General features: G+C 33.4%; 31 protein-coding genes and 2 pseudogenes. 32 read left to right on the top strand and 1 reads right to left on the bottom strand.

The features are described from left to right. The first annotated feature begins 152 nt into the window (after positions 1-152). The 23 genes and pseudogenes from BMZ41_RS16150 to BMZ41_RS14360 all read left to right on the top strand — a co-directional run bounded on the left by BMZ41_RS16150 (position 153) and on the right by BMZ41_RS14360 (position 15626). Entirely contained in the window at positions 153-878 is a 726-nt protein-coding gene (locus tag BMZ41_RS16150) for an SGNH/GDSL hydrolase family protein (RefSeq protein ID WP_177184248.1), read from the top strand. Further along, positions 829-1563: pseudogene (locus BMZ41_RS14280) on the top strand (AAA family ATPase); the annotation flags it as partial. The gene BMZ41_RS16150 and the pseudogene BMZ41_RS14280, both read left to right, overlap by 50 nt. Next, a complete protein-coding gene (locus BMZ41_RS16060; RefSeq protein WP_330388908.1) occupies positions 1560-1943 on the top strand; it encodes a 5-methylcytosine restriction system specificity protein McrC in 384 nt (127 codons plus the stop codon). The pseudogene BMZ41_RS14280 and the gene BMZ41_RS16060, both read left to right, overlap by 4 nt. 205 nt (positions 1944-2148) lie before the next feature. Continuing rightward, on the top strand, positions 2149-2598 hold the full coding sequence (locus tag BMZ41_RS16065) for a 5-methylcytosine restriction system specificity protein McrC (RefSeq protein ID WP_334292340.1): 450 nt from the start codon (positions 2149-2151) through the stop codon (positions 2596-2598). A 38-nt stretch (positions 2599-2636) separates the two neighbouring features. Further along, on the top strand, positions 2637-3482 hold the full coding sequence (locus BMZ41_RS14290; RefSeq protein ID WP_090530859.1) for a hypothetical protein: 846 nt from the start codon (positions 2637-2639) through the stop codon (positions 3480-3482). A gap of 78 nt (positions 3483-3560) precedes the next feature. Beyond that, the gene (locus BMZ41_RS14295; RefSeq protein WP_177184249.1) at positions 3561-4691 is read left to right on the top strand and encodes an AAA family ATPase; all 1131 of its coding nucleotides are present in this window, start codon (positions 3561-3563) and stop codon (positions 4689-4691) included. 95 nt (positions 4692-4786) lie between these two features. After that, positions 4787-5854, top strand: coding sequence for an HNH endonuclease (locus tag BMZ41_RS14300; protein ID WP_090530865.1), 1068 nt, complete (start codon positions 4787-4789; stop codon positions 5852-5854). Between the two features lie 224 nt (positions 5855-6078). Then, a complete protein-coding gene (locus tag BMZ41_RS14305; protein ID WP_090530868.1) occupies positions 6079-6342 on the top strand; it encodes a hypothetical protein in 264 nt (87 codons plus the stop codon). Between the two features lie 18 nt (positions 6343-6360). Continuing rightward, a complete protein-coding gene (locus tag BMZ41_RS15970; RefSeq protein WP_255405357.1) occupies positions 6361-6483 on the top strand; it encodes a hypothetical protein in 123 nt (40 codons plus the stop codon). 234 nt (positions 6484-6717) lie between these two features. Continuing rightward, positions 6718-6987 (top strand): hypothetical protein, encoded by a 270-nt coding sequence (locus BMZ41_RS15475; protein WP_143071358.1) that lies wholly within the window; start codon positions 6718-6720, stop codon positions 6985-6987. Between the two features lie 17 nt (positions 6988-7004). After that, the gene (locus BMZ41_RS15975; RefSeq protein ID WP_255405358.1) at positions 7005-7127 is read left to right on the top strand and encodes a hypothetical protein; all 123 of its coding nucleotides are present in this window, start codon (positions 7005-7007) and stop codon (positions 7125-7127) included. Between the two features lie 238 nt (positions 7128-7365). Beyond that, positions 7366-8055, top strand: a complete 690-nt coding sequence (locus tag BMZ41_RS14315) for a P-loop NTPase fold protein (RefSeq protein WP_090530873.1) — start codon at positions 7366-7368, stop codon at positions 8053-8055. A gap of 618 nt (positions 8056-8673) precedes the next feature. Further along, positions 8674-9330, top strand: coding sequence for a hypothetical protein (locus BMZ41_RS14320; RefSeq protein ID WP_090530876.1), 657 nt, complete (start codon positions 8674-8676; stop codon positions 9328-9330). A gap of 54 nt (positions 9331-9384) precedes the next feature. Then, positions 9385-9675: an HNH endonuclease gene (locus BMZ41_RS14325; protein ID WP_143071359.1), complete on the top strand. Its 291-nt coding sequence runs from the start codon at positions 9385-9387 to the stop codon at positions 9673-9675. Further along, positions 9672-9851, top strand: a complete 180-nt coding sequence (locus tag BMZ41_RS14330; RefSeq protein WP_090530883.1) for a hypothetical protein — start codon at positions 9672-9674, stop codon at positions 9849-9851. The genes BMZ41_RS14325 and BMZ41_RS14330 overlap by 4 nt, the downstream gene beginning before the upstream one ends. A gap of 295 nt (positions 9852-10146) precedes the next feature. Next, positions 10147-10506, top strand: coding sequence for a transposase family protein (locus BMZ41_RS16155; protein WP_442960248.1), 360 nt, complete (start codon positions 10147-10149; stop codon positions 10504-10506). Positions 10507-10573: 67 nt separating this feature from the next. After that, positions 10574-10923, top strand: a pseudogene (locus BMZ41_RS16160) (transposase); the annotation flags it as partial. Between the two features lie 417 nt (positions 10924-11340). Beyond that, positions 11341-11832, top strand: coding sequence for a transposase (locus BMZ41_RS16165; RefSeq protein ID WP_242942077.1), 492 nt, complete (start codon positions 11341-11343; stop codon positions 11830-11832). Between the two features lie 124 nt (positions 11833-11956). After that, the gene (locus tag BMZ41_RS14340) at positions 11957-12904 is read left to right on the top strand and encodes a hypothetical protein (RefSeq protein WP_090530886.1); all 948 of its coding nucleotides are present in this window, start codon (positions 11957-11959) and stop codon (positions 12902-12904) included. A gap of 156 nt (positions 12905-13060) precedes the next feature. Then, positions 13061-13423, top strand: coding sequence for a 4-fold beta flower protein (locus BMZ41_RS14345; protein ID WP_090530889.1), 363 nt, complete (start codon positions 13061-13063; stop codon positions 13421-13423). Between the two features lie 183 nt (positions 13424-13606). Continuing rightward, a complete protein-coding gene (locus tag BMZ41_RS14350; RefSeq protein WP_090530892.1) occupies positions 13607-13981 on the top strand; it encodes a helix-turn-helix domain-containing protein in 375 nt (124 codons plus the stop codon). 2 nt (positions 13982-13983) lie between these two features. Continuing rightward, complete coding sequence (locus BMZ41_RS14355; RefSeq protein ID WP_177184250.1) at positions 13984-14802, top strand: ImmA/IrrE family metallo-endopeptidase; 819 nt, start codon at positions 13984-13986, stop codon at positions 14800-14802. Then, positions 14799-15626: a hypothetical protein gene (locus BMZ41_RS14360; RefSeq protein ID WP_090530897.1), complete on the top strand. Its 828-nt coding sequence runs from the start codon at positions 14799-14801 to the stop codon at positions 15624-15626. Before BMZ41_RS14355 ends, BMZ41_RS14360 begins: the two co-directional genes overlap by 4 nt. Positions 15627-16176: 550 nt before the next feature. On the opposite strand, the gene BMZ41_RS14370 is transcribed toward BMZ41_RS14360, so the two are convergent. After that, the gene (locus tag BMZ41_RS14370; protein ID WP_177184251.1) at positions 16177-17535 is read right to left on the bottom strand and encodes a tyrosine-type recombinase/integrase; all 1359 of its coding nucleotides are present in this window, start codon (positions 17533-17535) and stop codon (positions 16177-16179) included. Positions 17536-18031: 496 nt separating this feature from the next. Between BMZ41_RS14370 and BMZ41_RS14375 the strand changes: the two genes are divergently transcribed. The 9 genes from BMZ41_RS14375 (at position 18032) to BMZ41_RS14415 (ending at position 25006) form a co-directional block, all read left to right on the top strand. Next, positions 18032-18217 (top strand): hypothetical protein, encoded by a 186-nt coding sequence (locus BMZ41_RS14375; protein ID WP_090530906.1) that lies wholly within the window; start codon positions 18032-18034, stop codon positions 18215-18217. A 58-nt stretch (positions 18218-18275) separates the two neighbouring features. After that, entirely contained in the window at positions 18276-18854 is a 579-nt protein-coding gene (locus tag BMZ41_RS14380; RefSeq protein WP_090530909.1) for an accessory gene regulator B family protein, read from the top strand. Continuing rightward, complete coding sequence (locus tag BMZ41_RS14385) at positions 18855-19580, top strand: LytR/AlgR family response regulator transcription factor (RefSeq protein ID WP_090530912.1); 726 nt, start codon at positions 18855-18857, stop codon at positions 19578-19580. Next, entirely contained in the window at positions 19577-20833 is a 1257-nt protein-coding gene (locus BMZ41_RS14390; protein ID WP_177184252.1) for a sensor histidine kinase, read from the top strand. Before BMZ41_RS14385 ends, BMZ41_RS14390 begins: the two co-directional genes overlap by 4 nt. A gap of 115 nt (positions 20834-20948) precedes the next feature. Further along, positions 20949-21098: an AgrD family cyclic lactone autoinducer peptide gene (locus tag BMZ41_RS15480; RefSeq protein ID WP_143071360.1), complete on the top strand. Its 150-nt coding sequence runs from the start codon at positions 20949-20951 to the stop codon at positions 21096-21098. A gap of 22 nt (positions 21099-21120) precedes the next feature. Then, positions 21121-21498, top strand: a complete 378-nt coding sequence (locus tag BMZ41_RS14395) for a hypothetical protein (protein WP_090530917.1) — start codon at positions 21121-21123, stop codon at positions 21496-21498. 84 nt (positions 21499-21582) lie between these two features. Further along, complete coding sequence (locus BMZ41_RS14400; RefSeq protein WP_090530920.1) at positions 21583-22797, top strand: hypothetical protein; 1215 nt, start codon at positions 21583-21585, stop codon at positions 22795-22797. A gap of 670 nt (positions 22798-23467) precedes the next feature. Beyond that, on the top strand, positions 23468-24283 hold the full coding sequence (locus BMZ41_RS14410; RefSeq protein WP_090530926.1) for a hypothetical protein: 816 nt from the start codon (positions 23468-23470) through the stop codon (positions 24281-24283). Positions 24284-24286: 3 nt separating this feature from the next. Beyond that, positions 24287-25006 carry an ATP-binding cassette domain-containing protein gene (locus BMZ41_RS14415; RefSeq protein ID WP_090530929.1) on the top strand — a complete coding sequence of 240 codons (720 nt, stop codon included), beginning with the start codon at positions 24287-24289 and terminating at the stop codon, positions 25004-25006. Positions 25007-25339 lie beyond the last annotated feature (333 nt).

Raw genomic sequence — 25339 nt, forward strand, 5'->3', positions numbered from 1 at the left:
GTCTTTAGACTCCAGTGCCGGTAACAAGCCCTTATAGGGCTAGAACAAACCACCGGCTAAGCCGGTGGTTTTGATTTATAGAAAAATATTGCTAAAACTGTCATAATTGAAAGCAAATAAAGAAGTGGCATCAATTAGAGAAGACAATCAAAATGAAAATCTTATTCATAGGCAACAGCCATACATACATGAATGACATGCCAGAGCTTGCCAGATGTATGATAGAAGATGCGACAGGAGAAGCTTGTGAAGTTTACATGCTAGCTTATTCAGGTAGATCACTAAGGTGGCATATGGAAGAAGAGTATTTCTCGGAGCGATTTAATATTCTACATGGGAAATATGATTACTGTGTCATTCAGGAACAGGCGCATCCAATGACTACAGAGGAAGACACTATAAAGTACGCAACAAAGATAGTGGAACTCTGCAAACGGGCGGGAACAGTGCCAGTAATCTTTGAGACCTGGGCAGAGAAGGCAAAGCCAGAAAATCAGATAGAGATGAACCGTAGATACAGAAGCCTTGCTACAAAGCTTGATGCTAGGCTTGCACCAATTGGTGAGTTATGGAGTGAAGTATTAAATTCATCTGACATTGATTTATATTTTAGAGATGGCGAGCATGCATCAGCAATTGGTGATTTTCTGATTGCAATTGTACTTACGAAGGTTATTACAGGAAAGCTTCCTAAAGAGAGCTTTAAAACAGCATTTGATTTTACTGTGCCAGAGCAATTCCAGCCTGTAAAAGAGAATGTCCAGGATGAAGTAATTGAGTTGGAAGCAGCAGTTGTATCAATGATAAGAGAGAAGGTTGGTAAGATATTATATTGCCAAGAGACTGGCATATTCCATCATGGGAGAAAAGGACATTAATCGAGTTATGATGGTTCAGTTCCACCAGAGTTATTCCTATGAAGATTTTGACATGGAATTTAGACCTTCAGCAAATGGTTTTGAGCTTAAGAAGGGGGCGTTTTATAATTTCTGTAAGAGAGCAGAGATTGATAGCGACAACAAGTATTTCTTTATTATAGATGAAATCAACAGAGGAAATCTTAGCAAGATTTTTGGTGAGTTATTCATGCTTATTGAGAATGATAAGCGCGGAAATAAAAACAAATTGCAGCTGCTGTATTCCGATGAGATGTTTTATGTTCCTGAGAATGTATATATCATTGGAATGATGAACACTGCCGACAGAAGCTTGGCAATGATGGATTATGCGCTTCGAAGAAGATTTGCTTTCTTTAATATTGTACCGGGATTTGATTCAGAAGGCTTTAGAGCCTATAAGACAGCTCTTGATAATAGTAAGTTTGATTCTCTTATTGCATGTGTGCAGGAATTGAACAAGAAGATAGCAGCAGATGAGTCTTTAGGAGATGGATTCTGCATAGGCCATAGCTATTTCTGTAATCTTGAAAAAGAGGATATTACAGATGCTAAGTTGCATGCAATCGTAGACTTTGAGTTGATACCAATGCTTAAGGAATATTGGTTTGATGAACCATTAAAGGTAACTGAGTGGAGCGATAACTTAAGGAGCGCAATCAAGTGATAAAGATTCAAAATATTTATTACATGCTTGCATATGCTTATCAGGTTTTAAATGAGCATGGATATAAGAGTATCGCGACGGAAGAATTTGAAAATACTGCAGATTTATGCTCGGCAATCTTAGCAAGGGGATTAAGCACTCAAATTAAACGTGGTTTAGGAAAAGAATACATACCGAAAACAGAGACTTTATCTTCATTGCGAGGAAAAATTGATATTTCGGATTCCATTAAGAGCCAGACCTTGTTGCGTAGACAGATGGTCTGTACCTATGATGAGTTTTCAATTAACTCATATATGAACCGAATTATAAAGACAACGGTTCTGTTGCTTTTAAAATCGGATATAAGCCCTAAAAGAAAGAACTTAAGAAACTTCTAGTCTATATGAGTGAAGTGGATATACTGGGGATTCATTTGATTAACTGGAATCTGCAGTATAGCAAGAATAATCAGACGTATAGGATGTTGATTTCAGTGTGTTATCTGTTATAAAAGGCTTGCTTCAGACACAATTTGATGGTTCGACATAGCTCATGGACTTTCTTGATGAGCAGCGCATGTGCAGATTATATGAGAAATTCATATTGGAATACTATAAAAAAGAACATCCGGAAATCAAAGCAGCTGCATCGCAGATACCATGGCAGCTTGATGATGATTTTAATGAGATGCTTCCGATAATGCAGACCGATATTATGCTGTCGCATGCTGGTAAGACGCTTATAATTGACGCGAAGTATTACAAGCACTCTTTACAACAGCAATATGATAGTTACTCGGTACATTCTGGGAATCTCTATCAGATTTTTACGTATGTGAAAAATAAGGAAGTAGAGCTTAAAAATCAGGAGCATGAAAGTGTCTCAGGAATGCTTTTATACGCGAAGACTAAGGAGACAGTTTATCCAGATCATGAATACAAGATGAGCGGGAACACTATAGCAGTAAGAACGCTTGATTTGGATAAAGATTTTACGGAGATAAAGAAGCAGTTGGATGGAATAGCTGAAAAATATCTATCAAATTATAAATAGGTAAGCAATTCTGGAAACAGAAGAAAAGAGGAGGAGTAATGTTTAATCTTTACTATTTGAATTATACTAAAGCGTTCGAAATAGCTATGCAAATTGATAATAAAGTTTTAGAAAAACAGATAAAAGAAAAAAGTAGTGAGGGTTCTGCAGATTTAGGCGCAAGTGGAGAAGCACCTGAAATTAACTTATTGTCTAAAATTCTCCCTAAATTAAATGCTGATATATCCATTCATGGATCTAAAGCTACAAGAGCAGAAGACACTTTGAAAGTGGTTTCTACTAAATCAACTATATTAAATCCGGTAATTCAAAAATCTGTTGAAGTTAGGAAATTAGGAGCAGAGCAGGTTGGAAAGCTCTTGAAAATAAGAGATGTTTCGTTAAAAATTGCTAATCAACAAGATATTAGCGGTACAAAAATCTTGCTCAGCGGTCTTTTAAAAGATATTCCGGTAGAAGGACTGGGACAGATGGATTTTGGCGCTTTATTAAATGTCTTTTTGAAAGATGCATCGTACATAATTACGGGAAAGCTTCCTGAAAAGGTTAATAAAGATAAGAGAGATGGAGAGAATACAACAGATAGATTACTTCTTAAGATTCCGATGCAAATGGAACAGGAAATGGAAAATTCTTATTCGATATCTGATTTAGAGATTGGTCCAGTGACACTGATTGGAATTTATAGGGGGATATTTAAGTATAAAGATATTAGGAAAAAGATAGATATCATTTCGCAAATGCAGACGGAAAAGGAACCTGTTGATATAGATGTAGAGATTGACGAAGGGCGTGATAATGTTGATGAGTTATTAGCTGAACTGGGTCCAAATGACAGTGTTCATTATATTGATGTGATTGCGATTATACAGGAATTATTTTAGTGGATTTGGGAGGCTAAAGGCTCAGTGTTAAGCAGGATAATACTATATACCTACAATTCAAATAATATCGAAGATATTATGACCGAAATAAATGGTCAACTAAAGATTATTACTTCTAATGATATATATGCAGAATTAAAGAAAGAAGATCCTTTTAAGGAAATCTTTGGGCAATTTAAGTATTTCGATTTATCATTGTTGATGCTTGGAGAAAATGAAAGAGCAGACGCATGGCTTTATTCAGTTATTACCTTGATTCAGGCATATTTAAATAGTGGTAATCATGATGCCTGTTTCATAATGGATAAGCGTTATGGAAAGAATGTACAAATAAATGTTCCGTATTTTATTTCTGGAACAGAGCCACTTGAGCAATATCTTGGATTGGATCAAAGAATCATTACTAATATTGTGGATATTAGCAATGATGAATTGAGCGCTTTAAAAACATACCTCTATAACAATTTATATGGGAATGAAAAGTTTAAGACAAGATTATTTGAAGAAATAGTTAAATTTCGCGTGTTTAATAAACTCGGTGAGCATAAAATTTTTTCAGCTTTTATCTGTGGGCCTTCAGGAATAGGAAAAACAGAATCTGCATGGCTTCTACATAATAAACTGGCACCGAAAGAAAGGTTTATTAAGATTAACTTAGGTAACTATTCTGAACAAAATGCATTAAGTAGCTTGATTGGTAGTCCTCGTGGCTTTATAGGAAGTAGTAAAGGCGAGTTGACTGATAAAATTGAAACAAGTAAATCAAAAGTAATCTTAATTGATGAGTTTGAAAAGGCATCTGGTGAAGTACATAATTTCTTTCTTGAATTATTGGCCGATGGTAAATTTACTGATTCACTTGGCAGGGAATATGATTTGGATAAATATATAATTATTTTTACATCTAACTTTTCACCAGAAGAATTTACTAGAAATGTTTCTCCTGAATTAAGATCGAGATTTGATTTAAAATTTCAAATGAATCAACTTAGTAGTATTGAAAAGCAAAACTATGTTAGATATAAAACAGACTATTATTTAGAGAAGGTTAAGAAAACGTATAATCTGTCACCCACACAAAAGGAAAAAGATGCAATTTCAGATATAGATTTTTCTGACATTCACAATTTGAGAGAGATTAATAGGCTGATTGAGAATAAGATTACAGACTATGTTTGTAAAAACATTAACGGAGATGATGTGGAATAAGAAAGAATGCGATTTCAAGTGTAGAAGAATAAGCGGTCTGCATATGCAATAGTTGAATTAACCCTAAATTTTGAGATATGTGAAAAGGAATAGCGATGAAATATAAATGTATTTACTGCCTAAAAGATAAGGAAAAAAGCGAGTTCAATAGAGAACATGTAATGTCACAGATGATGGGGACTTATGAAAATAGTCTTGTTTTAGGAAAATACCAAGTATGCCAGGAATGCAATTCATATTTTAGTAGAGAATTGGAGAATGGCATAAGCTTAGATTCATATGAGGGTTTTTTGAGAATGCAATACGGAAAAGCTAATCCTATGTCGGATGGTAGAAAACTTAGACGTAATCATGTTACGGTTAAGGGCGATAGCGGAGTGATAAAGGGATTAAATTTTATACCGGTTGTAAACAAGGAAAACAAGGAAAACATATCGTTAGAAACTGTACCTTCAATAGGCGTGCTAAAAAGTAATTCAAACGAAAGAGAATATGATTATTACGAAGTAGACAAATTACCTTTGGCCACTCAAGAGATTGTAGATTTTTTAAGGGGAAAAGAGTCTGCAATTATCACAGCAGGTATTTCTCAAGAAGATGCTTTGCCAATACTAATTGAAAAGGGATATGTAACTAAGGACGCAATCTATAAAGAAACTACTTTACAAGAATTGTTAGATGACGACGAAATGAACACTAAAATAACGTATACAGAGGATTCTCGTATTCGTCGTGTATGGGCTAAGATAATCTTTAATTATTTGTGCTATTACGCAGGTAAAGAATATGTGTTAGACGAAAGATTCAATTTGTTTAGAGAGTTTATTCGTTATGGTAAGCATGCTGATATGATTAGATTTAAAAAAGAGAATGGACCTATTTCTACAGCTGAGATTGATGATTCTAAATCCCATGTTGTTGGAACGATGATAAAGGTTGAAAATGGTGCTTGGAGTTTATATGGACATATAACATTATTCGGCGAGAGTACATATATATTTCGTATAGCTGAATTAGATAAGATTAATAGTAATTATGATGATAAGGCTCATGTTCAATTTATAGATCCGCACACGATGCCTGATACTAAAATGGCTGTTTTTAATAATGAAACAAGAAAAATCAAAGAGGATGATTCTTTTCAAATTTATGGAATGGCATGAATTGTAGGTTTATAAATATAACATACAAAGTCAAAAAGCCTAGAATCATAGCTCAAATTCCACGTTCAAATTCCACCACAAATCCAAGTAAAGTATTCTTTAGTACGTTGTAAAATCAAGTAAAATCAAGGTGTTGAGCTGTCCGTTAAAAAGTTAATATCAACTGATAATATACAATCAAGGAACAGGTAAACCATTATTTTGATAGTCGAGGAGGTTCTATTATGTTTGATAATTCAGGATTTGGTGGAAGTTCAATGTTTGATTCTAATCACGGTGGACATCTTGATGCTTTTGAAAGGGACCATGCAGAATGTTTATTACATGATTGCGATACTTATGATCAAGTAATGAAAAAAGAAGGATATTACAGCTCAAGTACCAGAATTAGAGGCGGAAAGAGTTGGTCACAGACATGGGAAGAATTAAAGATTCTGTTATTTTTCGATGTAGTGGTAACAGTAATTCTAACCTTGATGGGATTTTAGTCGTAGGCGGTGAGATTAATGAAGATTTTTTCTAAGATTAGATTCTTTACATTAAATATAAAATGCGGTTGGTGCGGTAAGGAGATTCCTGTTGTAACCACACGCCCTAAGAAATGCCCATACTGTGGCATGACTTTATAAATAGCTTATATCAAGACTTTGGTTTTGTTTGTTCATAATTACGCAGATGTCGGAATGAAATGGTCCTTCCTCTGGATAGTACGATATCTGCCCATAGGTTTCTTCATAGGCCTATGGCTCAGTCCTGTAGGGGAATGCTTTACGAGACCAGCAGGTTCACTTTCTGAAAAGACAACGTTAGTTGATAGTAATAATATAGAAGTCATGAAGAATCTGGTAAAGGAGGAGTTTCAAATGGATGTTAATAGAGCGTGGAGTAATGTTATTAAGCATGAAGGTGAAAAATTCTATACAACACGAGGTTTGGAATTCACTTATGAGGTTTCATCTGAGCCAGATGGATTTAAAGCAAGTCGAACGGACTATTTCTTGAGTAGAAGGAATTTTGAAAAAGCATTTAGTTTGTTGCCAATAAAAGATACCAAAACCCTAGGGGATAATGGTATTCGTGGACAATCATATGTATATGCATTGTTGACAGATAGCAGAATAATAATGGATTAATATGAGGAATTAGAGTTATGTTTGGAATAGATTGGAACCTTGATGGTGAAGTTGACATAATTGATGATATGCTTACTCTTGACCTGCTTCTTAATGAAGATGAAGAGTCAGAGGATGATTCAAATAACGCTGAAGAATAATGGTTTCTTGTTGTTACATGTTGTTAATTCACCTATAATAGAATCGACATTAGGAAAGGAGGAATTGCCTATGTACAATACCTCAAAATCCCTCCAGGAGATGGAGGCCTAATCTCGATTTGTGGGTTGAAGCGAAGCTTGCCTACTCTTATATATTAGCTGCTGGGTGTTGACCTGGCAGCACTTTTTTATAGGTGTGATTTTAGCAAAATATTAGTACAAATAGTGGAGGATAATAATGGATGTAGAGGAAATAGTAGATAAAGTTCGTGATTATCTAAAAGATGATTTGGATAATTATGCGATTCTAATTAACGGTGGATGGGGAGCAGGAAAGACTTTTCTATATGAGAATTATATAAGAAAAATAATAAATGAAAATGAGGTTGGAAAAACTGATGGCAAACGGGATATTTATATCTCTTTATATGGGATGAGTACGATTCAAGAATTGGCAGATGAATTATTAGCTTCCTACATTATGTTTTCAAAACTACATGCGCAAAAGGAGTCAAAAAAGGTATTAGACAAAGCTCAGACAGTTCTTTCTATGTTTACTAAATCGGTGAAAGTAAGTATTCCATTCGTGGATATTGATATAAGTAAGTTTGTAGAAGAGTCTAAAAACCTATTTGAAATTAATCAGTTAGTAATATGTTTTGATGATTTTGAAAGATGTGAAATACCTGTTAATACTTTATTTGGATATATAAATAGTTTAGTGGAACATCAAAAGTGCAAGGTTATTATATTAGCAGATGAAAATAATATAGGTAAGATTCATGCTAATACAAATGTCGAAGCTAAATATTCAACTATTTTGACTGGAAACAGAAAAATTAACTTTGTTAATAAATCTTCAAAACAGAATAATAATGTGAATGACGATTTGACTGTTTCACAATTAAAGAACTACAACGAAGAATAGTATTCTGAAAATTATTTATATAAAGATATAAAGGAGAAGGTTGTAAGAAGGACATATAATTATCGGCCATCTATTTCTAACATAATATTAGATGTATCTGGCGAGGACAATGATAAAAAAAGAATAACTAATGATGATTATAGGAAATTTATAAATAAAAATGCTACTAAAATAGCTGGTTATTTTAGTAGTGTAGGCTCTAATAATTTAAGGATTATATTTTTATGGATTAGAAATTTCGAATCGATTTATTTATGTGCAAAGGAAAAAATATGTAATTACGAATACTATGATTATATCGTTGATGAATATATTCAATACAGCATATGGAAACTGGTTTCAAAGGAATTAAATATACCTTTATTACATGTAGAGCGTGATGGAAGATTTTATAATTATAGTTATCAAGAAGAGGTTTATTTTGCCCATAAGGAATATTCAAGAATAAATGCGTATTATTTTATTGATGCATGGATTGTAAATGGAATAAAGGATGAAAAAGGATTAGTCTATGATGCTGAGAAGCTAGAATACAGAAAACGTAAAGAAGAGATTTACAAGAAAAATGAAGCTAGATCAACAGGGACAGAGCTTAGCAATCTTTATAATTGGCGGTATATGGAGGATAATGAAATTACTCGTTCTGTTGATGGTATGCTCGAAGAATTGAAAGATAATAAGTATGTATTCAGGGATTATGCAAACATAGTAACGCTTTTATATCAACTTAAAAATGTAGTTGGTTTTAAAAATATTAAGGTAGAGAAATTTGTTCGAGTTATGAATAATCTCATTGCCAAAGATGATAAAATTTATGATTTGCGTTTTATTCATTGGGATTACGAGGCTGGTGAACAAGAAATTACCAAGCTTTTACAGTTAAGAGAACAGCGTAATCTGGAATTAGACGCAAATATTTTAGAAGAGAAAGGTGCGTATGAGTCAGTAGATAGATTCTGTGAGGAATGTAATCTTAGAACTGATTATTATGTGCAGAATAAGTCTTTTATGGATTGTGTCAATATTAATAGTTTAATTATGTTATTGGAAGATGCTTCATTAGAGGAAATCTATAAAATCGGCGATGTTTTTTCTGAAATATATAGAATGGGAAATATTAAAGATTTTTTTGTTGATGATTTAAAAAGACTGAATGATCTGGAAGCCAAAGTTTTAGAAAAGAAGGATGAAATAGGCGCTAAAGGTATTACATATAAATATGCAATTAACGTTTTTTATAGTCTGCTAAATGAAATAATAAAAAGGTTAGAATAATTATAATTCAACGACATAATAGTGAAAAAAGTGTAGATTTTGAACTATAGAAACATGAAAAGAAGAAAGCGTAAAGAGAATCTCAAGAACTTAATATGGACCAAGACCAACGGCATCTGTGCCAAGTGTGGCAAGGCTGTTGAGACTGACAAGCGCAACATTGATCACTTCATTCCGAAGTATCATAGTGGCACAGATGACATCAGGAATCTTATTCCATTGTGTAAGGCCTACAACAGAGCTATAAGCTCTAGCCTTATGAGCATTGAAGAATGCTGTCCATACTTGGGAGAAGAATATAGGGCTCAGATTCAAAAATACGCTGGAGGGGAGATAAAGATATGAATAAGAAAGACCAAATGACAGTAGAAAACTTTGTAAGCACAGGTATGGAGCTGGAGACGCTGTACACCTGCTTTCCAGATTTTTCCAAGGAAGAGATTGCAGAGATTTACAATAACTACAAAGACAATCAGCCTGTATATGCTGATGGACATACAATGAGCATTAACTGCTCATAGGAATTGGATGATAAATTTAGGATTAATGTATAAAAGCCATTATACCTGTGTGGTATAGTGGCTTTTACAATACTAAAAATAAAAAGTAGGAAGGATACAATTGTGTCCAAACCAGTCACTCTAGTTGTTTATAATCGTAAACGGTAAATAGGTTCTTTCCAGACTTGGTTGAATTTAAAGCGTTAAAGTGAGATAATTTTAGCTATCGTAGGATGGCTATGGAAACAATTATTAACGCCTTGGACACTAATTATTAATAAGATATAGAAATAATGTAGATACAATAGTATTTGAAATAGCAAATAAAGCAACAGAGGTTAAATGTCCTTATTGCGGTGCTGTTTCGAGTAGAGTACATTCTACGTATCAAAGAGAAATACAAGACCTACTAATTCAAAATAAAAAGGTAGTTTTATTGGTCTCAACCCGCAAGTTTTTCTGTGACAATGATTTATGTACGAGGAAAGCTTTTTCTGAGATTCATAAGTTCGTTGGTAAGAATGCTAAGAAAACAACCAGATTAGAGGATAATATTCTTTATACCTCTACACAAATGAACTCGGTGGCAGCTTCTAAAATATTGAAATCAAATCATATTAATGTTTCGAAAAGCAGCATATGTGTGATGCTAAAAAATGCCAGCATTTGTGGATAACTCTTCTGTTAGAAAAATTTGTGTTGATGACTTTGCTCTAAGAAAAAGATTTTCGTATGGAACGGTGATGGTAGATTTGGAAAATCACAGAATCATCGATTTGATACCTACAAGAAATACGGAAGAAGTAAAAATTGGCTTTCGCAGTTTCCCAATATTGAGGTTATTTCAAGAGATGGTGCTCAAATATATGCTAATGCTGCTAGAAAATCACATCCTAATATTGTACAGGTAAGTGACAGGCTTCATATAATAAAAGGGCTAGCAGAAGCTGTTTCTAAATATTTGATAAGAAAGTTTCCCGCTAGAATACAAATACCTGCTGTGTCCATCAATGATGTTGAATATAGACAACTTCTAGATATTAATAACAGATCGAAAAGGGTTGCATTTGCGCATCAAAAGCATGATGAAGGATTAACTGTAAATGAAATAGATTTAATATTACATTCTTCAACTAAAACGGTTCAAAAGTATTTGAAACTTGAACCCTCTGAGATTGAAGACAGAATTATTATTAAAGAAAAACAACATTTATTGGCATTACAGCAGAAGCAGCAAGAGGTGGAAAATGCCAGAATGCTAGCTAAAAGTGGGGTTCCGATTGAAGAAATCTCTAAAGAGATGCATCATACATTTAAGACGATACAATATTATTTGTCTCCAGATTATTCCATTGAGAATAGACATTACAATGTAAGAATTCCAGGTAAACTAGCTCCATATGAAGCCGAAGTTATTAAGCTTAGAAGTGAAGGGATGACATATCCCGCTATCCATAAAATAATAACAGCAAAAGGATATTGTGGTTCGGTTGTCTCCTTAAGAATGTTTATGCAGAAGGAAAAAATTAGAAAGCAAGCAGCCTGTTGTCACGATATAGCTTGTTCTGATTATCAACCAAAAGAGTTTGTGCAGCGTAAGTCAATAACCCAGCTTGTATATAAAAGTATTGATGATGTCAAAACAATAAATAAGGTGCAGTATGAGCAAGTATTGAAGACATATCCTATAATTGCTGATTTATACGCTTCAGTAAAGGAATTATACGAAATTATTTACTCTAAGCATTCAGATAGACTAGATGCTTGGTTATCAAGACTGGAGGATTATAACATTCCTGAATTACAGACATATGTAAATGGAATTAGAACAGATATAGATGCTGTAAAAAATGGAATTGATCTTCAGTATAATAATGGATTAGCAGAAGGCAGCGTTAATAAGATAAAGGTAATAAAGCGAGTGATGTATGGGAGAAACAGTTTTGAGTTGTTAAAGGCAAAAGTATTGTTGCAAGAGCAATTTTACTATAAATCCAACTAAGTTTGGAAAAAACCGATTGAGGGCTTACAAAAGTACCGCTGTCAGTCATGACGGTGGAACACTAAGCGCTTACCTTGTACCAAATTGACAAGAATAATCGATAGATTAAGAAAGTGTGAACATAATGATGGATTCTAAGATGATTTCTTCTATTACAAAAGTGATTAAGCAGTCAGATATGTCAGATCTTAATCTGATATCTGTAGTTGTAAGGCCAAATACAATAGTTATTGATAATGGGAATTTTTATCGTAATGAGGAATTGTTTGTCTCTGATGTTATTGGCGCTTCAAAAGCGCAGTTATCAGAGGCATGGGTTGCTGGCAATATTTTACTTTTTACAGCTTTTGATGGATATCTTGAGAATAAGTATTCTCTTACAGAAGGGGAATCATTCAAGAATCATTATGACAATATTCCGTGTGGGACTGAAATCGAATTAATAGAGAAAGACTGTTATCGTATACTTAAATTAATCAGAAACGGAATACAACATAATCTCAGTAATGTGGTTGTCAATAGAGGTTCGTACTCTATTTCTTATTCGTTCAGGGGAACTCCCTACAGTCTTCAGATTGATGCATGGGCTATGCGATACTTATACACGATTATAATGAACCTTATCGGAGAAGGGATTCAAGGACTATTCTCGAAGTATAGCACCGATGGGCATTATATGGGGATTATGAACACCATGTATGCAGAGTTACGTGCAGGCATAACACAGATATCGGATGATATAGGAGCCTTCGTGGGAGCTGCACAAGGCACTGGGCAATATGATGCAGAACATCTCAGATATATAGTAAGACACCCAGTTGTAAATCCAATAATTGTGTCAGAAGATGATAATAGTATAGTTTTCAGACATATTGAGTGCAACGGTACAGATGATGAGACTCAAATACAGTATCAGTATTCAACCGATTATGTGTATAATGATTATCTTCTTCCTCAAGAGATGGGTGTTATAACCAGGATGATAAGTGATAATCTACAAGAGCGATTATCTGGAGGAACAATAAGGTTTAGCAAGAATGATATTACTGATAAGTGGAAGATGAAGCTGTGACAATTGATGATATTTTAGCACATATAGTTTTTGGATGCCAATACGGAGCAGTACATTACGATTTTAGAAAATGTACTTAAGGGCGTTTTTATAAAGACATTAAGTGTAATACGAAGATATACTATACAGATGAGATAATAAAGGGGGTATACGAAAATGATATTTTATGATTCACATGGAAGACCAATTGCGTATACAGAGGATGCTAAACATATCTTTTTGTTTAATGGGAGACCTGTAGCATATTTACATAACGATCTGGTGTATTCTTTTCATGGTAAACAACTGGGACGTATTAATAATGGTTGGGTAAGGGATTTACATGGAGGTTGCGTATTTTTTACTGAAGTAGCGCAAGGAGGTGGACCTGCAAAGCCAGCTAAGCATACAACACCTGCAAAAGGCGCAAAATATGCCTTACCCGCTAAAGCGGCTAGACACGCTCCATTTGCTAAGGCGGCAAATAGTTTATCATGGTCAAGATTATCTGGAATACAGTTTTTTGATTTCGATTTATAGATAGCTAAATTATTAGACTCTACGGAATAACATCTGTAGAGTTTTGTCTTCGAAAAGGGGATTTTTTGTGGCGCGTGACGTGATAATATATAAATAATCTCTCAAACATTGACTTTGTTTAAAAAAGCAAATATAATCAGTATAAGAAAATGGTGAATTTGAAGGGATTGATGGAGGTGTATATTGGTAGATATTAATGTTGTTGTGGCCAATAATATTATTGATTTGATGAAAAAGAATCATACTAAGCAAAAAGATTTGGCTGTTGAAATAGGTGTTTCTAAACAAATTATGAGTAAAATGCTTAATGGTTCGAGGATGATAAGTATAGCGGAGCTTCATAAAATCGCGGAGTATTATCATGTGAAAATGGATGATTTGTTAAAACAGCAAAATATAATGAAAGAGGGAGACGTTGTTAAAGCTTTCATGGGAAAGGTGAGCACAGATGCTGCACGAGATGCATTAAAAATGGTTGATGAGCTTGCAGACATGATTGTTTACCATGCAAATATTCGTGAAAATTCTTCTGTTATGTCAGAAACATGGGAGATGTAATAATGGATAATTACATTGAAAGAATACTTTATACGAAAGATAACCATAGATTTAAACAGCTAGAAAAAACTACTGTAAAATTTAGTGAAAAATTTGTTGGTAACAATATTATTCAGGAAAATATATTTGCGGTAATAGAGAATTATACCTCTACGAAATCACTTCCATTGGAGTGGATTCGAGTGCCGATTGATGATGATAAATTATGTGCTTGTACTTTTATTCGGGGGGGGAGAATTTTTGTAGTAATAAATAATTCGCTTCCTGTATCAAAACAGATTTTTGCTGCGGCACACGAATTATATCATATAAGATGTTATCTTGAAGATAACGATTCCGAACTAGAGAGAGAGGGCTCTATTTTAGATTCTAGGACTATTGATATAGGTACTACTCAGTTAGAAGAAATGGAAGCTAACGCTTTTGCTGGATTACTCATGGCACCTAATGCAAGTCTGAATCAACAGATTACGATATTTAGAATTGATAAATCACACATTCAACTTGATGATGTTTTAACATTAATGAATATTTTTGCAATTCCTTATAAAGCCATGGTTTTACGTTTGATGGAGATGTGTATCATAGATAGCGATAAAGCAAAAGAGCTGCTTGCCTTATCTGCTGATGATGTTGAAGCAAGAATTAAAGTGACGGGCATTGCAAAGCGGTGGTCTTTGATTCCTAGAGGAAATGAGTCATTAGGTAGTATTGATAGGTATATATTGCTAAACGAAGAGACTGAAAGTGTTTCAACACGACGCATTGAAAGTGATAAAGCTAAAATAAGAGCTATAAAAGAGAGGTATGGGATAGATTGAGTGAGTTGGTTAAGTATGCAATACTAGATACTGATTTTGTATCTAAAGCAAATATAATTTGCAGCAATGGTTGTATGCTTGCTGATGAAGTTCTAAGATTTCCACATTATAAGTTTGCTTGCCACTTAAAAATGATGGAAGAGTTAAATTACCATAATGTTGGAGCGGGGAGATGGCTTCAGACTCGGATTGAGACAGGGGAAATAATATGTGTAGATGATAGAGCTATTATTGAGAGTCTGAAAGAAGAAGTAGGTGAAAGTTGTTTTTTATATTATCGATCATTTTTGAATGAAGGTTGTAATATCATTTCTAATGATTTTTATTCTCAATATTTTAACGATTTAGATACATGGATTGAAGTTGGAAATTCAGATAAAGACATGGACGAATTTCTTGCACTTTTGCAGATCTGTGAATCTAGTATAGGTCACGGAAACAGTTATGGTGAAGTCAAGGCTTTTGTATTATTAAAATATTTGAAAATGACGCAAGAGTCCCAGGTAATTGTCTTTTGTTCAGATGATAGAGGGGCTAGGAGAGGCTTTGCAAATTTATCTATGTCTCCTTGTATTAGCTTATTGGCTGTTTTTTATAAGCTTTGGAGGATGGGAACGTCATATGAGATAGCGGATGGGTATTATCAATCTTTTGTAAACTGGTGTTTAAGAAGGGCTAATCCACAAAATACTGTTAGAGTTTGGAATTATACTGAGGGGACAGAAAAACTGATTAAGACTTCTATTCAAGATGTTTTGAATGATATATATGATGGTAAGTATGAAGTGCGTAAAGATGGAGACTTACAAATGACGCGTCGATAGATTTGGGGTGGAGGGAAATGGTGACTAAAGCTTATAATGATATTATTAAAATCTACAGCCTCATACTACTTCTATTTAGTGCTGGAGCATTATCTATTATCTGGGTTATGAGTATGTGTTTCACATGTTTTATAGGTGGTGACGAGTATGAAATAACATACTTCTGCAAGGATAATGTACTTCTGAATATCGATTCCTTGATTTTATGTTTAGTAGTCCTGATTGTATTAAGTAAGAAATCCTTAATTACGAATTTTTCATCAAAATTAAATGATGGCATATATTTCAAAGGATACAAGAAAAGGCTCCTTTGGATGCTGTGAAAAATGAAATTAATCTTCAGTATAATAATGGATTAGCAGAAGGCGGCGTTAATAAGATAAGTGTAATAAAGCGAGTAATGTATGGAAGAAACAGTTTTGAGTTGTTAAAGGCAAAAGTATTGTTACAAGAGCAATTTTACTACAAATTCAACTAAGTCTGGAAAGAACCGATTTACCGTTTATGCCAGAACTGTTCGAATCCCGCCTTCCGCATTAATTGTGTGAGCTCAGAAAGTTTGAGAAATCAAGCTTTCTGGGCTTTCTTTTTTGAAAAAACGGATGATTTTGTGGGGTGCCCTAAGGGTTCCTACACCATCATTGTCCTGTGAGTCCAGTATATCTCTTACATTTTCTAAATAACCCTTCTGAGCAAAGCTGTAAAACTGTAGATTGGTCTGGATTGAATGACCTAGCATTGCCACTCTATCTGCTACAGAAATCCCCATTGGAAAAAGTACATTTGAATTAAGTGACATTCTAAGAGCATGGTTGTTGGTTACATGGAAACCTTTTGACTGACATAATCGTCTGAGGAAAGTTTCATATGCATCCTTCTTAATCCAATCACCATCTTCATGACAGAAAATAAACTCTGATTCTATGCCAAGAGTCATCTGCTTTTCTTTTAGCTCAAGCAAAAGAGATTTTATTTTCTTGGTAAGTGGAAATTCTCTTCCATCCCGAGAGATGCCTTTTTCATTCTTTGTACATGTGTCATAGTAATAAACCTTCTTGCCATTTTCTTTCTTTGAAAGCTGTTGCGCATGGATGTGAATAGAATATTCTGATATATCCTCCCATTTAATAGCACAGAGCTCACCAACACGGACACCTGTCTCAATAGCAAAAAGCACAGCATAACCATTGATATAATAGCTTCCCCATTTCTTTTTGGTCATTCGATATCTGACTTCCTGTCTGATAATATCAATTTCATCTGGAGAAAGAATCGTTTCTTCTGGCTTAGCTTTTCTGGTATTGCATGACTTCATATAAGGCTTATTCTTTATCATAGCCACAGGATTAGTAGAAATAATCTTGTGAGCGTATGCATAGCCAAATCCGAGGTTAAGGACACCCTTATAGCTAAAGAATGCTTTCTGCTTAGGATGTTCTCTGTTTACCCATTCCTGAGTATACTGCTTCAAATCAATATCAGATATCTTTCTGATATCTTTCTTTGCAAGTTCCTTTGAAATGTAGTGGTTGAAATCTACTCTATTTTTAGCAATAGTGTTTTCTTTTGGATTTTCAGTAACTGCTTTTTCATGAAGCGCAGCATTGAAAACTGACTCCAGAGAGTAATCCTTTATGCCAGCGGTGTAATAATCATAAAGCTTTTCTAATAATCCATCATATGTGGTAGCTTTAATCTTTTTACCAGCTGGCATTTTGGTGATGTAGTAATCCTTTGGATTACTTTGAGTTGGTACATGATGGCTTATAGCTCTTAGTTTGCCATCATTTGTTACGTGGCTCATAAATACGAGTCTGTCGCGTAAATCTTTTTCTTTTTTTGATATCAAGTTAAGTTCTTTACTGACACCGTCTGTGTCTATGATACCCAAGGAGAGTTGTACATTCAAGAACTCTCTTTGAGTTTCAAGCATCTTATGACCTTTAAAAATATCTAAAATCTTATCAGTATTCTACATAATCCCTCCAATAAAAAGGCACCTGATACGAAAAAATCAGCATCAAGTGCCGTGTGAATTGTTATTTTGTTGTGGTCTTTGTTACTTTCAAAAATTGAATTTTATTTGTTATGTTTTTCGATTGCCTGCAATCCCGGAGTGACAGCGAACGCAAAATCGACGAAGTCGGGAAGACTTTTGCAACGCAAAACGCACATACCTCTTGAAGAGGTATAGAAGTGCGCCCTTTCTTTCGAAAGGGATTTAGAAAGCCTGCGATTGTGGCCATCTAGTTAATATTACGAAGGGAAATGATTGTATCGTGATTTTGATTTTGAACTGCTTTGTTTTTAGAGATTTTTGAAAAGATAGATGTGATTTTGATGCAAATTAGCACAACAAATGCTATGCTTTTAATAACGTTTGTTTGTGCATAAGGGGTTGAACAATGAGTGAAAGATTACCAGGCAGTCTTCAGGAAAGACTATGCGAACTTAGAGAAGAACATGGATATTCCGGCAGACAAAAACTTGCTGATGCTGTTGAAATTGACAGGACAAGATATGGCAGAAGTGTAATGCTAATTACAGAACAAACCTATGATTTGGATAGCACTACCAAGTTCGCTACATAGGCCTATACGATTGTTTAAAATGCAATTACGGATTTATGCATGACAAAAAAGAAAGAAGGTGTTTAATATTAATAAAATTGAGAAATTTATACTTACAAATAGTGATAATGAAGAAGAAAAAGAAATTTTATATTTTGGCGTTGAGCGATTCTTGATATTTTGCTTTGGCATAATAATTATATTATTAAGCGGAGTTTTATTGGATGAATTGCCAAGAACACTGGTATTTGTCACGTGTATTTTTCCACTGCGACAGAATGCGGGTGGTTTCCATTTTAACGATTCAAAAAAATGTACGGTATGCTCCTTGGGACTTTTAATTATTTCTATTAAATTAATGAAAATTATATCTTTGTCATCGTTATGTGCAATATTGCTTAGTCTAATTTCCACGGGATTTATTCTTTATTTTGCACCTGTAGGGAACAAGAATCGAGAATTAGATGAATTGGAAAGAAAGGTTTATGGTCGTCGCACAAAATGTATTTGTTTGGTTGAAAATTTTTTACTTTTGTCTTTTATTATAGTTAATGCTAACAATTGGTATCAAACAATAATATTTGCAGAAATGATTACGAGTTTTCTAGTAATACTTGGTGTTGTACAAGAACAATATACAAAGGGAGAAAAATATTAGATGCATAGAGTTGCTATCTGTGATGATGAAAAAAAGGTTTGCGCTGAATTAGAAAATATTATAAGTGCATTTTTTCAGAATCGAAGAGAAAGATGTGAAATAGAGGTTTGGTATGATGCTAAATCTTTGTGTTCTCAAATAGAGGCATTTGGGCCGGATGTATTATTCTTGGATATTGAATTACCTGATAGGACAGGCGTTTCGGCAGGGAGGTATATAAGGGATGGACTGAAGCGCGACGATATGAATATTATTTTTATATCGCATAATACTAGCTATGCCATGGAATTATTTCAGATACACCCGTATGATTTTCTCGTAAAGCCATTAGATTCAAAAACTATAACTTCTACATTAATGAAACTATTAAGGCTAGAGAGCGTTCAGAAAAAATCTTTTTGTTTTAGATACAATAAAATAAGTTATTCTGTTCCTTATGGGGATATATTGTATTTTTCTAGTAATAATAAAACAGTTATAGTACATAAGATAAATGGAGAACATATGGATTATTATGGGAAATTACGTGATTTTATAAATGATTTACCAATTCAATTTGCGTGTATAGGAAAATCTTACATTATCAACATGAATTATATAAGAGCATGGAAGTCAGATAGGGTCTTATTAGATGATGGAGTAGAACTTCTAATCGCCCAATCAAGGCGTGGAGAATTCAAAAGAAATTTATTAGACTACAAGAAATGGGAAAATGGCTTAATATGAGTATAGGTAGATTTTTATTTATTTTTCTTACAGAAATAGCAAGTATTATTATAGTGAAAAGATTCTCGGTTTCATTCTTATCTAAAGGAGCAAATCGTTTTAAAGAAATATTAGCGTATTCAATTTCAGTTGTAATTACGACATGTTCATATTGTTTTTTTAATAAGGCTTGGTTAAATACGCTTAGTACATTGATAGGTTTATCAATTATAAGCTTTTCACTTACTGGTACAATAAAAAAAAGGATTATATTTATTTTATACGTGCTTTCAGTTAGCTGCATTATTGATCTTATTGTATATTCCTTTTTGGTTACAACATTTGATAACAATAATTATTCTGAGTTAGCTAGTCTTTTGGTGTTGTTTCTGATGTTGATTGCACAGCTTTTTACAAGAAGATTTTTGAGCAGCAATCGGGAAAGAGATATTGATAATAAACATTGGTTTCAATATGTATCCTCTTTGTTCATCTGTATAATTACGCTGTTGATTGTTATAGTAGAAAAGTCTTTTTCATCACTGTCATTGTCTGTAGTTGCAGCGGCTTTTTTGCTCATTAATCTTATTATTGCAAATTTGATTGATGATATTGTCGATTCGTCAAATAAAGAATTAGAAAATCTGATTTTAAAGGAACAGATTAAATCATATGAAAGAGATATTGCGCTACAAAAAGAAAAAACAGAGTCATTAAGAGCAATAAAGCATGATATGAAAAAACATTTAGCAGAAATAAGCTATCTGTCTATGAAAGATAATAATCAACTACTAAAAGAATATGTTAATGGATTGACTAATGAATTACATGAGGTAAGCCCACTAATTGATTCTGGAAACACGAGCATTGATTCGGTGCTTAATTATATGTTACCTAAGGCAATAGAAAATGGAATTAGTGTAAAAAGTAAAATTACAATTCCAAAGGAATTGATTATTTCGATGGTTGATATGAATATAGTCTTAGGGAATCTGCTCGAAAATGCCATAGAAGCTAATGCTAATGTGTTACAACCAAAAATAGATTTGACGATAGATTATTTTAAGGGTTCGCTTTATATAGAATTAAGCAATACATATAAAGGGAATATCAGCTTTAGACATGGATATCCAGTTTCATCTAAGATATCCGGGGACAAACATGGATATGGCATAAAGAATGTTATAAAGGTGTTAGAAAAGTATTCATATTCGTTTGATATAGATTGTTCATCTGAAATCTTTTGTGTAAGAATAATTATGAATGAATTGTAAAATGGTTTCCATAAAGGGAAGCCTTTTTTTTCGCCAACATTAGTACTATTTTCGACATGTATGTATTTAATGGAGGGGAAATATGTTATCAAAAGTATGAAAGGGGGGAAGCTGAATGAAAAAAGAGCAAGTAATTTCGAAACTAAATGCTCAAGGTAAGAAGGTATTAGTCATCGTGGCTACTCATTATGCAAATGTTACATGTCCAATGATGATATATCAGCCTAAATTAAAAGAGTCGGTAAAGAAACTAAGAAAATTTTAATGTATGAAGTGAGGAGGTAAAAATGAGAAAGACTATTGTAAGAGCAATGATGGCAGTGATGGTATGTTGTTCAATGCTAGCGGGGAGTTTTTTAACAGTAAATGCGGCATCTGCTGGATGGAGTCTTCGATATCTTAAAGGTGCACCAACATCAGAAAATGTTATGTCGTGGAGCAAAGGTGCAACCACAGTGCAGACAACTACAACAATGAGGGTTAATAATATTTCACATGGGGCAGAGGTATTTGTGTATACTGACAATGGAATTTCAGCTTTTTTGTCAAGCAACGGAGCTTCTGCATCAACTCAGACACGAAAAGGGATAAGTGTTTTGGGATATGTTAATTTTTCTAATTGTGGCTCGGGATCTAATTCTCCATCAGGTACATTTTCATACTAATTGATTGTGAAGAGAGCTATTTATTGATAGCTCTCTTTCTTATGCAAAATGGTTATTGGATACCATAGATAATAGGGAGATATTATGCAAACTAGAAACTTTAGAAAAAATATTTTTCCGTTAATTGTCTGTAGCTTGTCAATGTTTTTATTTACATCATGTATGCCTGTTCCAGAGGAAGTATCAGCTAACATGGACAAATATGGAGAAAACAAATATAAAGAACAAATTAGTTTTGAGTATTGTAGCGTAAATGATCTAAAATGTATGGATATTGATGACGTAATATCTAGTGACAAAAACATTACTTATCCAGACAATGTTGATTTTTCCAAGATAAAAAGTATTTCTGAGGGGGAATTTCAATTTTCTCAAGATTATCAGAAAAATGATGAGTATTATCGAGAACTGTTTGATTTTACAGAAGTGTCTAGCGAAGATTTTCAAGGTGCATTAAATGGAGATGAAGCCTTGGTATATGATGATGTCATAGAAAAAAGATACTATTCAATCAGTGATTCAGGGCAACTTTCTTATGTAGTGGCACCTTATTATGATGATACTTCATGGATTAATATTCAAAACGGAATAGAAGAGATAAATTTATTCAAAGATGAGTATTCAGATATTTCAATAAATTTCAAGGATGAATCGGTTACATTAAATAATGAGTTAGTTTTTATTGATAATTACTTGGGTAATATTCTAATAGATGAAGATTTTGATATCACGCCCCGTAAAGTATATATAAGGAAAGATTTTGAAGGAAATGATTTAATCTCTGTAAATGCTGTTTTTGATTATGATGGCATGATTTTAGATTTTTTTGGAGGCGGAATAGGAGTAGACAATAATGTTTATTATGTAAAAGAAATGAACGAGTATATTAATATGGATATTACTGACGCAGGGGGTATCAGTTTGATATCTATACCAGGAATACTTGAAATTAAAGATGCTGAACCTGTAGATAAAATTATTGATTTGCAAACAGCGGTTAATATTTTTGAAAAAGAAATGTCTACTTTTAATGAATTAAAAGTAGAAGAAATAATCCCACTTTATATGATAGAACCAATTTATGATTCTTCAAGGCGAGAGTATTATGCATCAGCTGGGAATGCAGTAAAATTTACCCCAGTTTATTCATTTATTATGGCGTATGGAAATGATTATTCAGAGGTTGGTATTTTAGAAGGAAATACATTGGTATATGTAAATATTAATATGATAACAGGGAAAGTGACATCTAACCTAGAAGAGAGAAAATTTAATCCAGGAAGTGGTGATGTTGATTGAGGTATAGAATAGATTTTCGTATATGCTTATTTTCAATTGTTTCTATGATATTTAGTTTCTTTGCATCAGGAAATTATGTAGTAGATTTAAAGGAAACATCGTTAGGTGAAATTATACTATTACATCGTGGATATCTTAATATGATTAATCTTGAAACGGCATGTAGGTCACAATATGGCGAATGGTTCCATTTGTTACTTCCTATTTGTATGGCAGTGCCAGTTATCCCTTGGTTAAGTCAAGAACTAAATAGTCAGTATTACAAAATGTTAGTGCCAAGACTAGGCCAGCGTCGATATATAAGCATTGTAATACTATCATTGATATATTGCAGTTTTTGCATAGTATTAGTAGCTTCATTCATGTTTAGAGCATGTTTAATCATTGTCTTGAATACTTTTGGTGCAAATATATGTTTTACTGATATATATAGATGTTTTTTCGAAGTCTTTTTAGTTGAAGATTTAAAAGGAATTATCTATTCGTTAATGATTTTAGGAGCCTGTTTATTGGGAGTAGTATTAACTGCAGATGTTTATATATCAATAACGATAGTATTTTTGATAAATTATATATGTTTTGATATGGAGCATTCTTTTATAATGTGTGTCATTCTTTCTGTTTTTTTATATTTTTTTTCTGTGAAAGTATTAAAGAGGCGGTGGTTAAATTGTTGAGATATATCTTTAAAAAATGGCTATTTAATACTAAGAATTTAGTGATAATTGTTCTCGGTGTATTTGTTAATAAAATTATAATAGCTAAAATATATTCTGCTTTTGAAAAGACAGGACAACCTTTTTGTATTATTGAATCAGGAATGGCAGTATCCAATTCGGGATTAATTGTTTTGCTATTATCTATCTTTTTTGTCATGATTATGTCTGACTATCCAATAGCTGATGCCAGTCTTTTGTATCAGTTAATTAGATGTGGTAGAGAAAAATGGTTTATAGCCCAAATAAAATTCGCTATAGTTGCAATTTCTTTATATTTGATACTTGTTTTAGGATTTTGTCTAGTAAGTACTGCTGATATTTCATTTATAGCAAATGGTTGGAGTATGAATATTTCAAATTATTCTACACAAGTGGGGCTTTCAGAGTTTATCCCACTCCAACTATGTAATCAGATGAGGCCTTATAAAGCATATTTTATAAGCATAGTATTGCTATTCTGTTATTTTTATTTTTTATTAGGGATACAGATGTTAGGCTTTTCGCTAGGCAAGAAAACTTTATTTGGTGTACTCCAAATGGGGATACTTTTTGGGGGGATGTGTTTTGTTTTTTTCAGAAAGAAAATTATGTGGCTTTTTCCATTATCGCATTCGATTCTTTGGATTCATTATGATAAATATTTTCGTAAGGTGGTATTCCCAATATGGGGGTCGTTACTTTTTTTTATAGTACTTGGAACAGTGTCTTATTCAATAGCATATATGCGAATTAGAAGTTGTTCACTAGATAGTTTTAGGGAAGTGTGATGTATGATTAAGATTAATGATTTGTCACTTGAAATAAAAGGGAAAAGACTATTGTCTAATATTAATATGGAGATTAATGATGGGGAAATAGTTGGTTTTGTTGGACCGAATGGTTCAGGTAAAACATTGATAATGAAATGTATATGTGGTTTTATCAATGATTATCAGGGCATTATAACAATGGATGGTATAGACGTCAAAAATATACAAGTGAAGAACATGGGAATAATTATAGAGACTCCTGGTTTTATTCCTTATTATTCAGGATACAATAATCTAAAGATTTTAGCTCAAATAAATAATGACTGTACAAATGAAGAAATAATTACAAGCATGGAAGATTTGGGGCTATCTCCCTATAATAAAAATCCGGTAAAAAAGTATTCACTTGGAATGAGACAGAGGCTTGGAGTGGCACAAGCCTTAATGGAAAATAAGGGGACATTGATTTTAGATGAACCATTTAATGGCTTGGATGATGAGATATCTCAAAAACTTCGTCAAAGACTTGAAGCTGAGAGAAAAAAACAAAAAACTATTATTATAAGTTCACACAATCGTTTTGATATTGATTATCTATGTGATAGAAAATATCAAATACAGAAGGGAAGGATTGTAGGAACAGATGATAGTTTAGATTATAATTTAGATAAGGGTTCCCGAGGGGGGTCCCTTTCGGGAGACGGTGTCAGACCCTCCTTTCTTACTGGGGTTGTGGACTGACAGAATTGTTCAAGTCCCGCCTTCCGCATCAGAAAAATAAGGCAATCACCAAATGGTGGTTGCCTCAGACTGTAGACAAAGTGTCGCGGCTTTCGCCGCGACCTTTTCTTTTTTATAAGGAGGAACTGGAGTCTGCGGACTCCAGTTCTTTCATTTTTAGTCCTTCTAAAGTCTAAAGAAACCTTGATTTTACAAGCTTTTTCGCCTCTTTTTTGGTATAATAATACTATCAAAATAAGGGGTTAGAATAATGATTACAGAACAAAACGAGAAGGCTAGAAAGCAGATTGAATTTGTATGTACTGATGACTTGGTTCCTCAAGATCATCTTCT

The organism is Pseudobutyrivibrio sp. UC1225, assembly GCF_900115215.1.
Classification (GTDB): domain Bacteria; phylum Bacillota; class Clostridia; order Lachnospirales; family Lachnospiraceae; genus Pseudobutyrivibrio.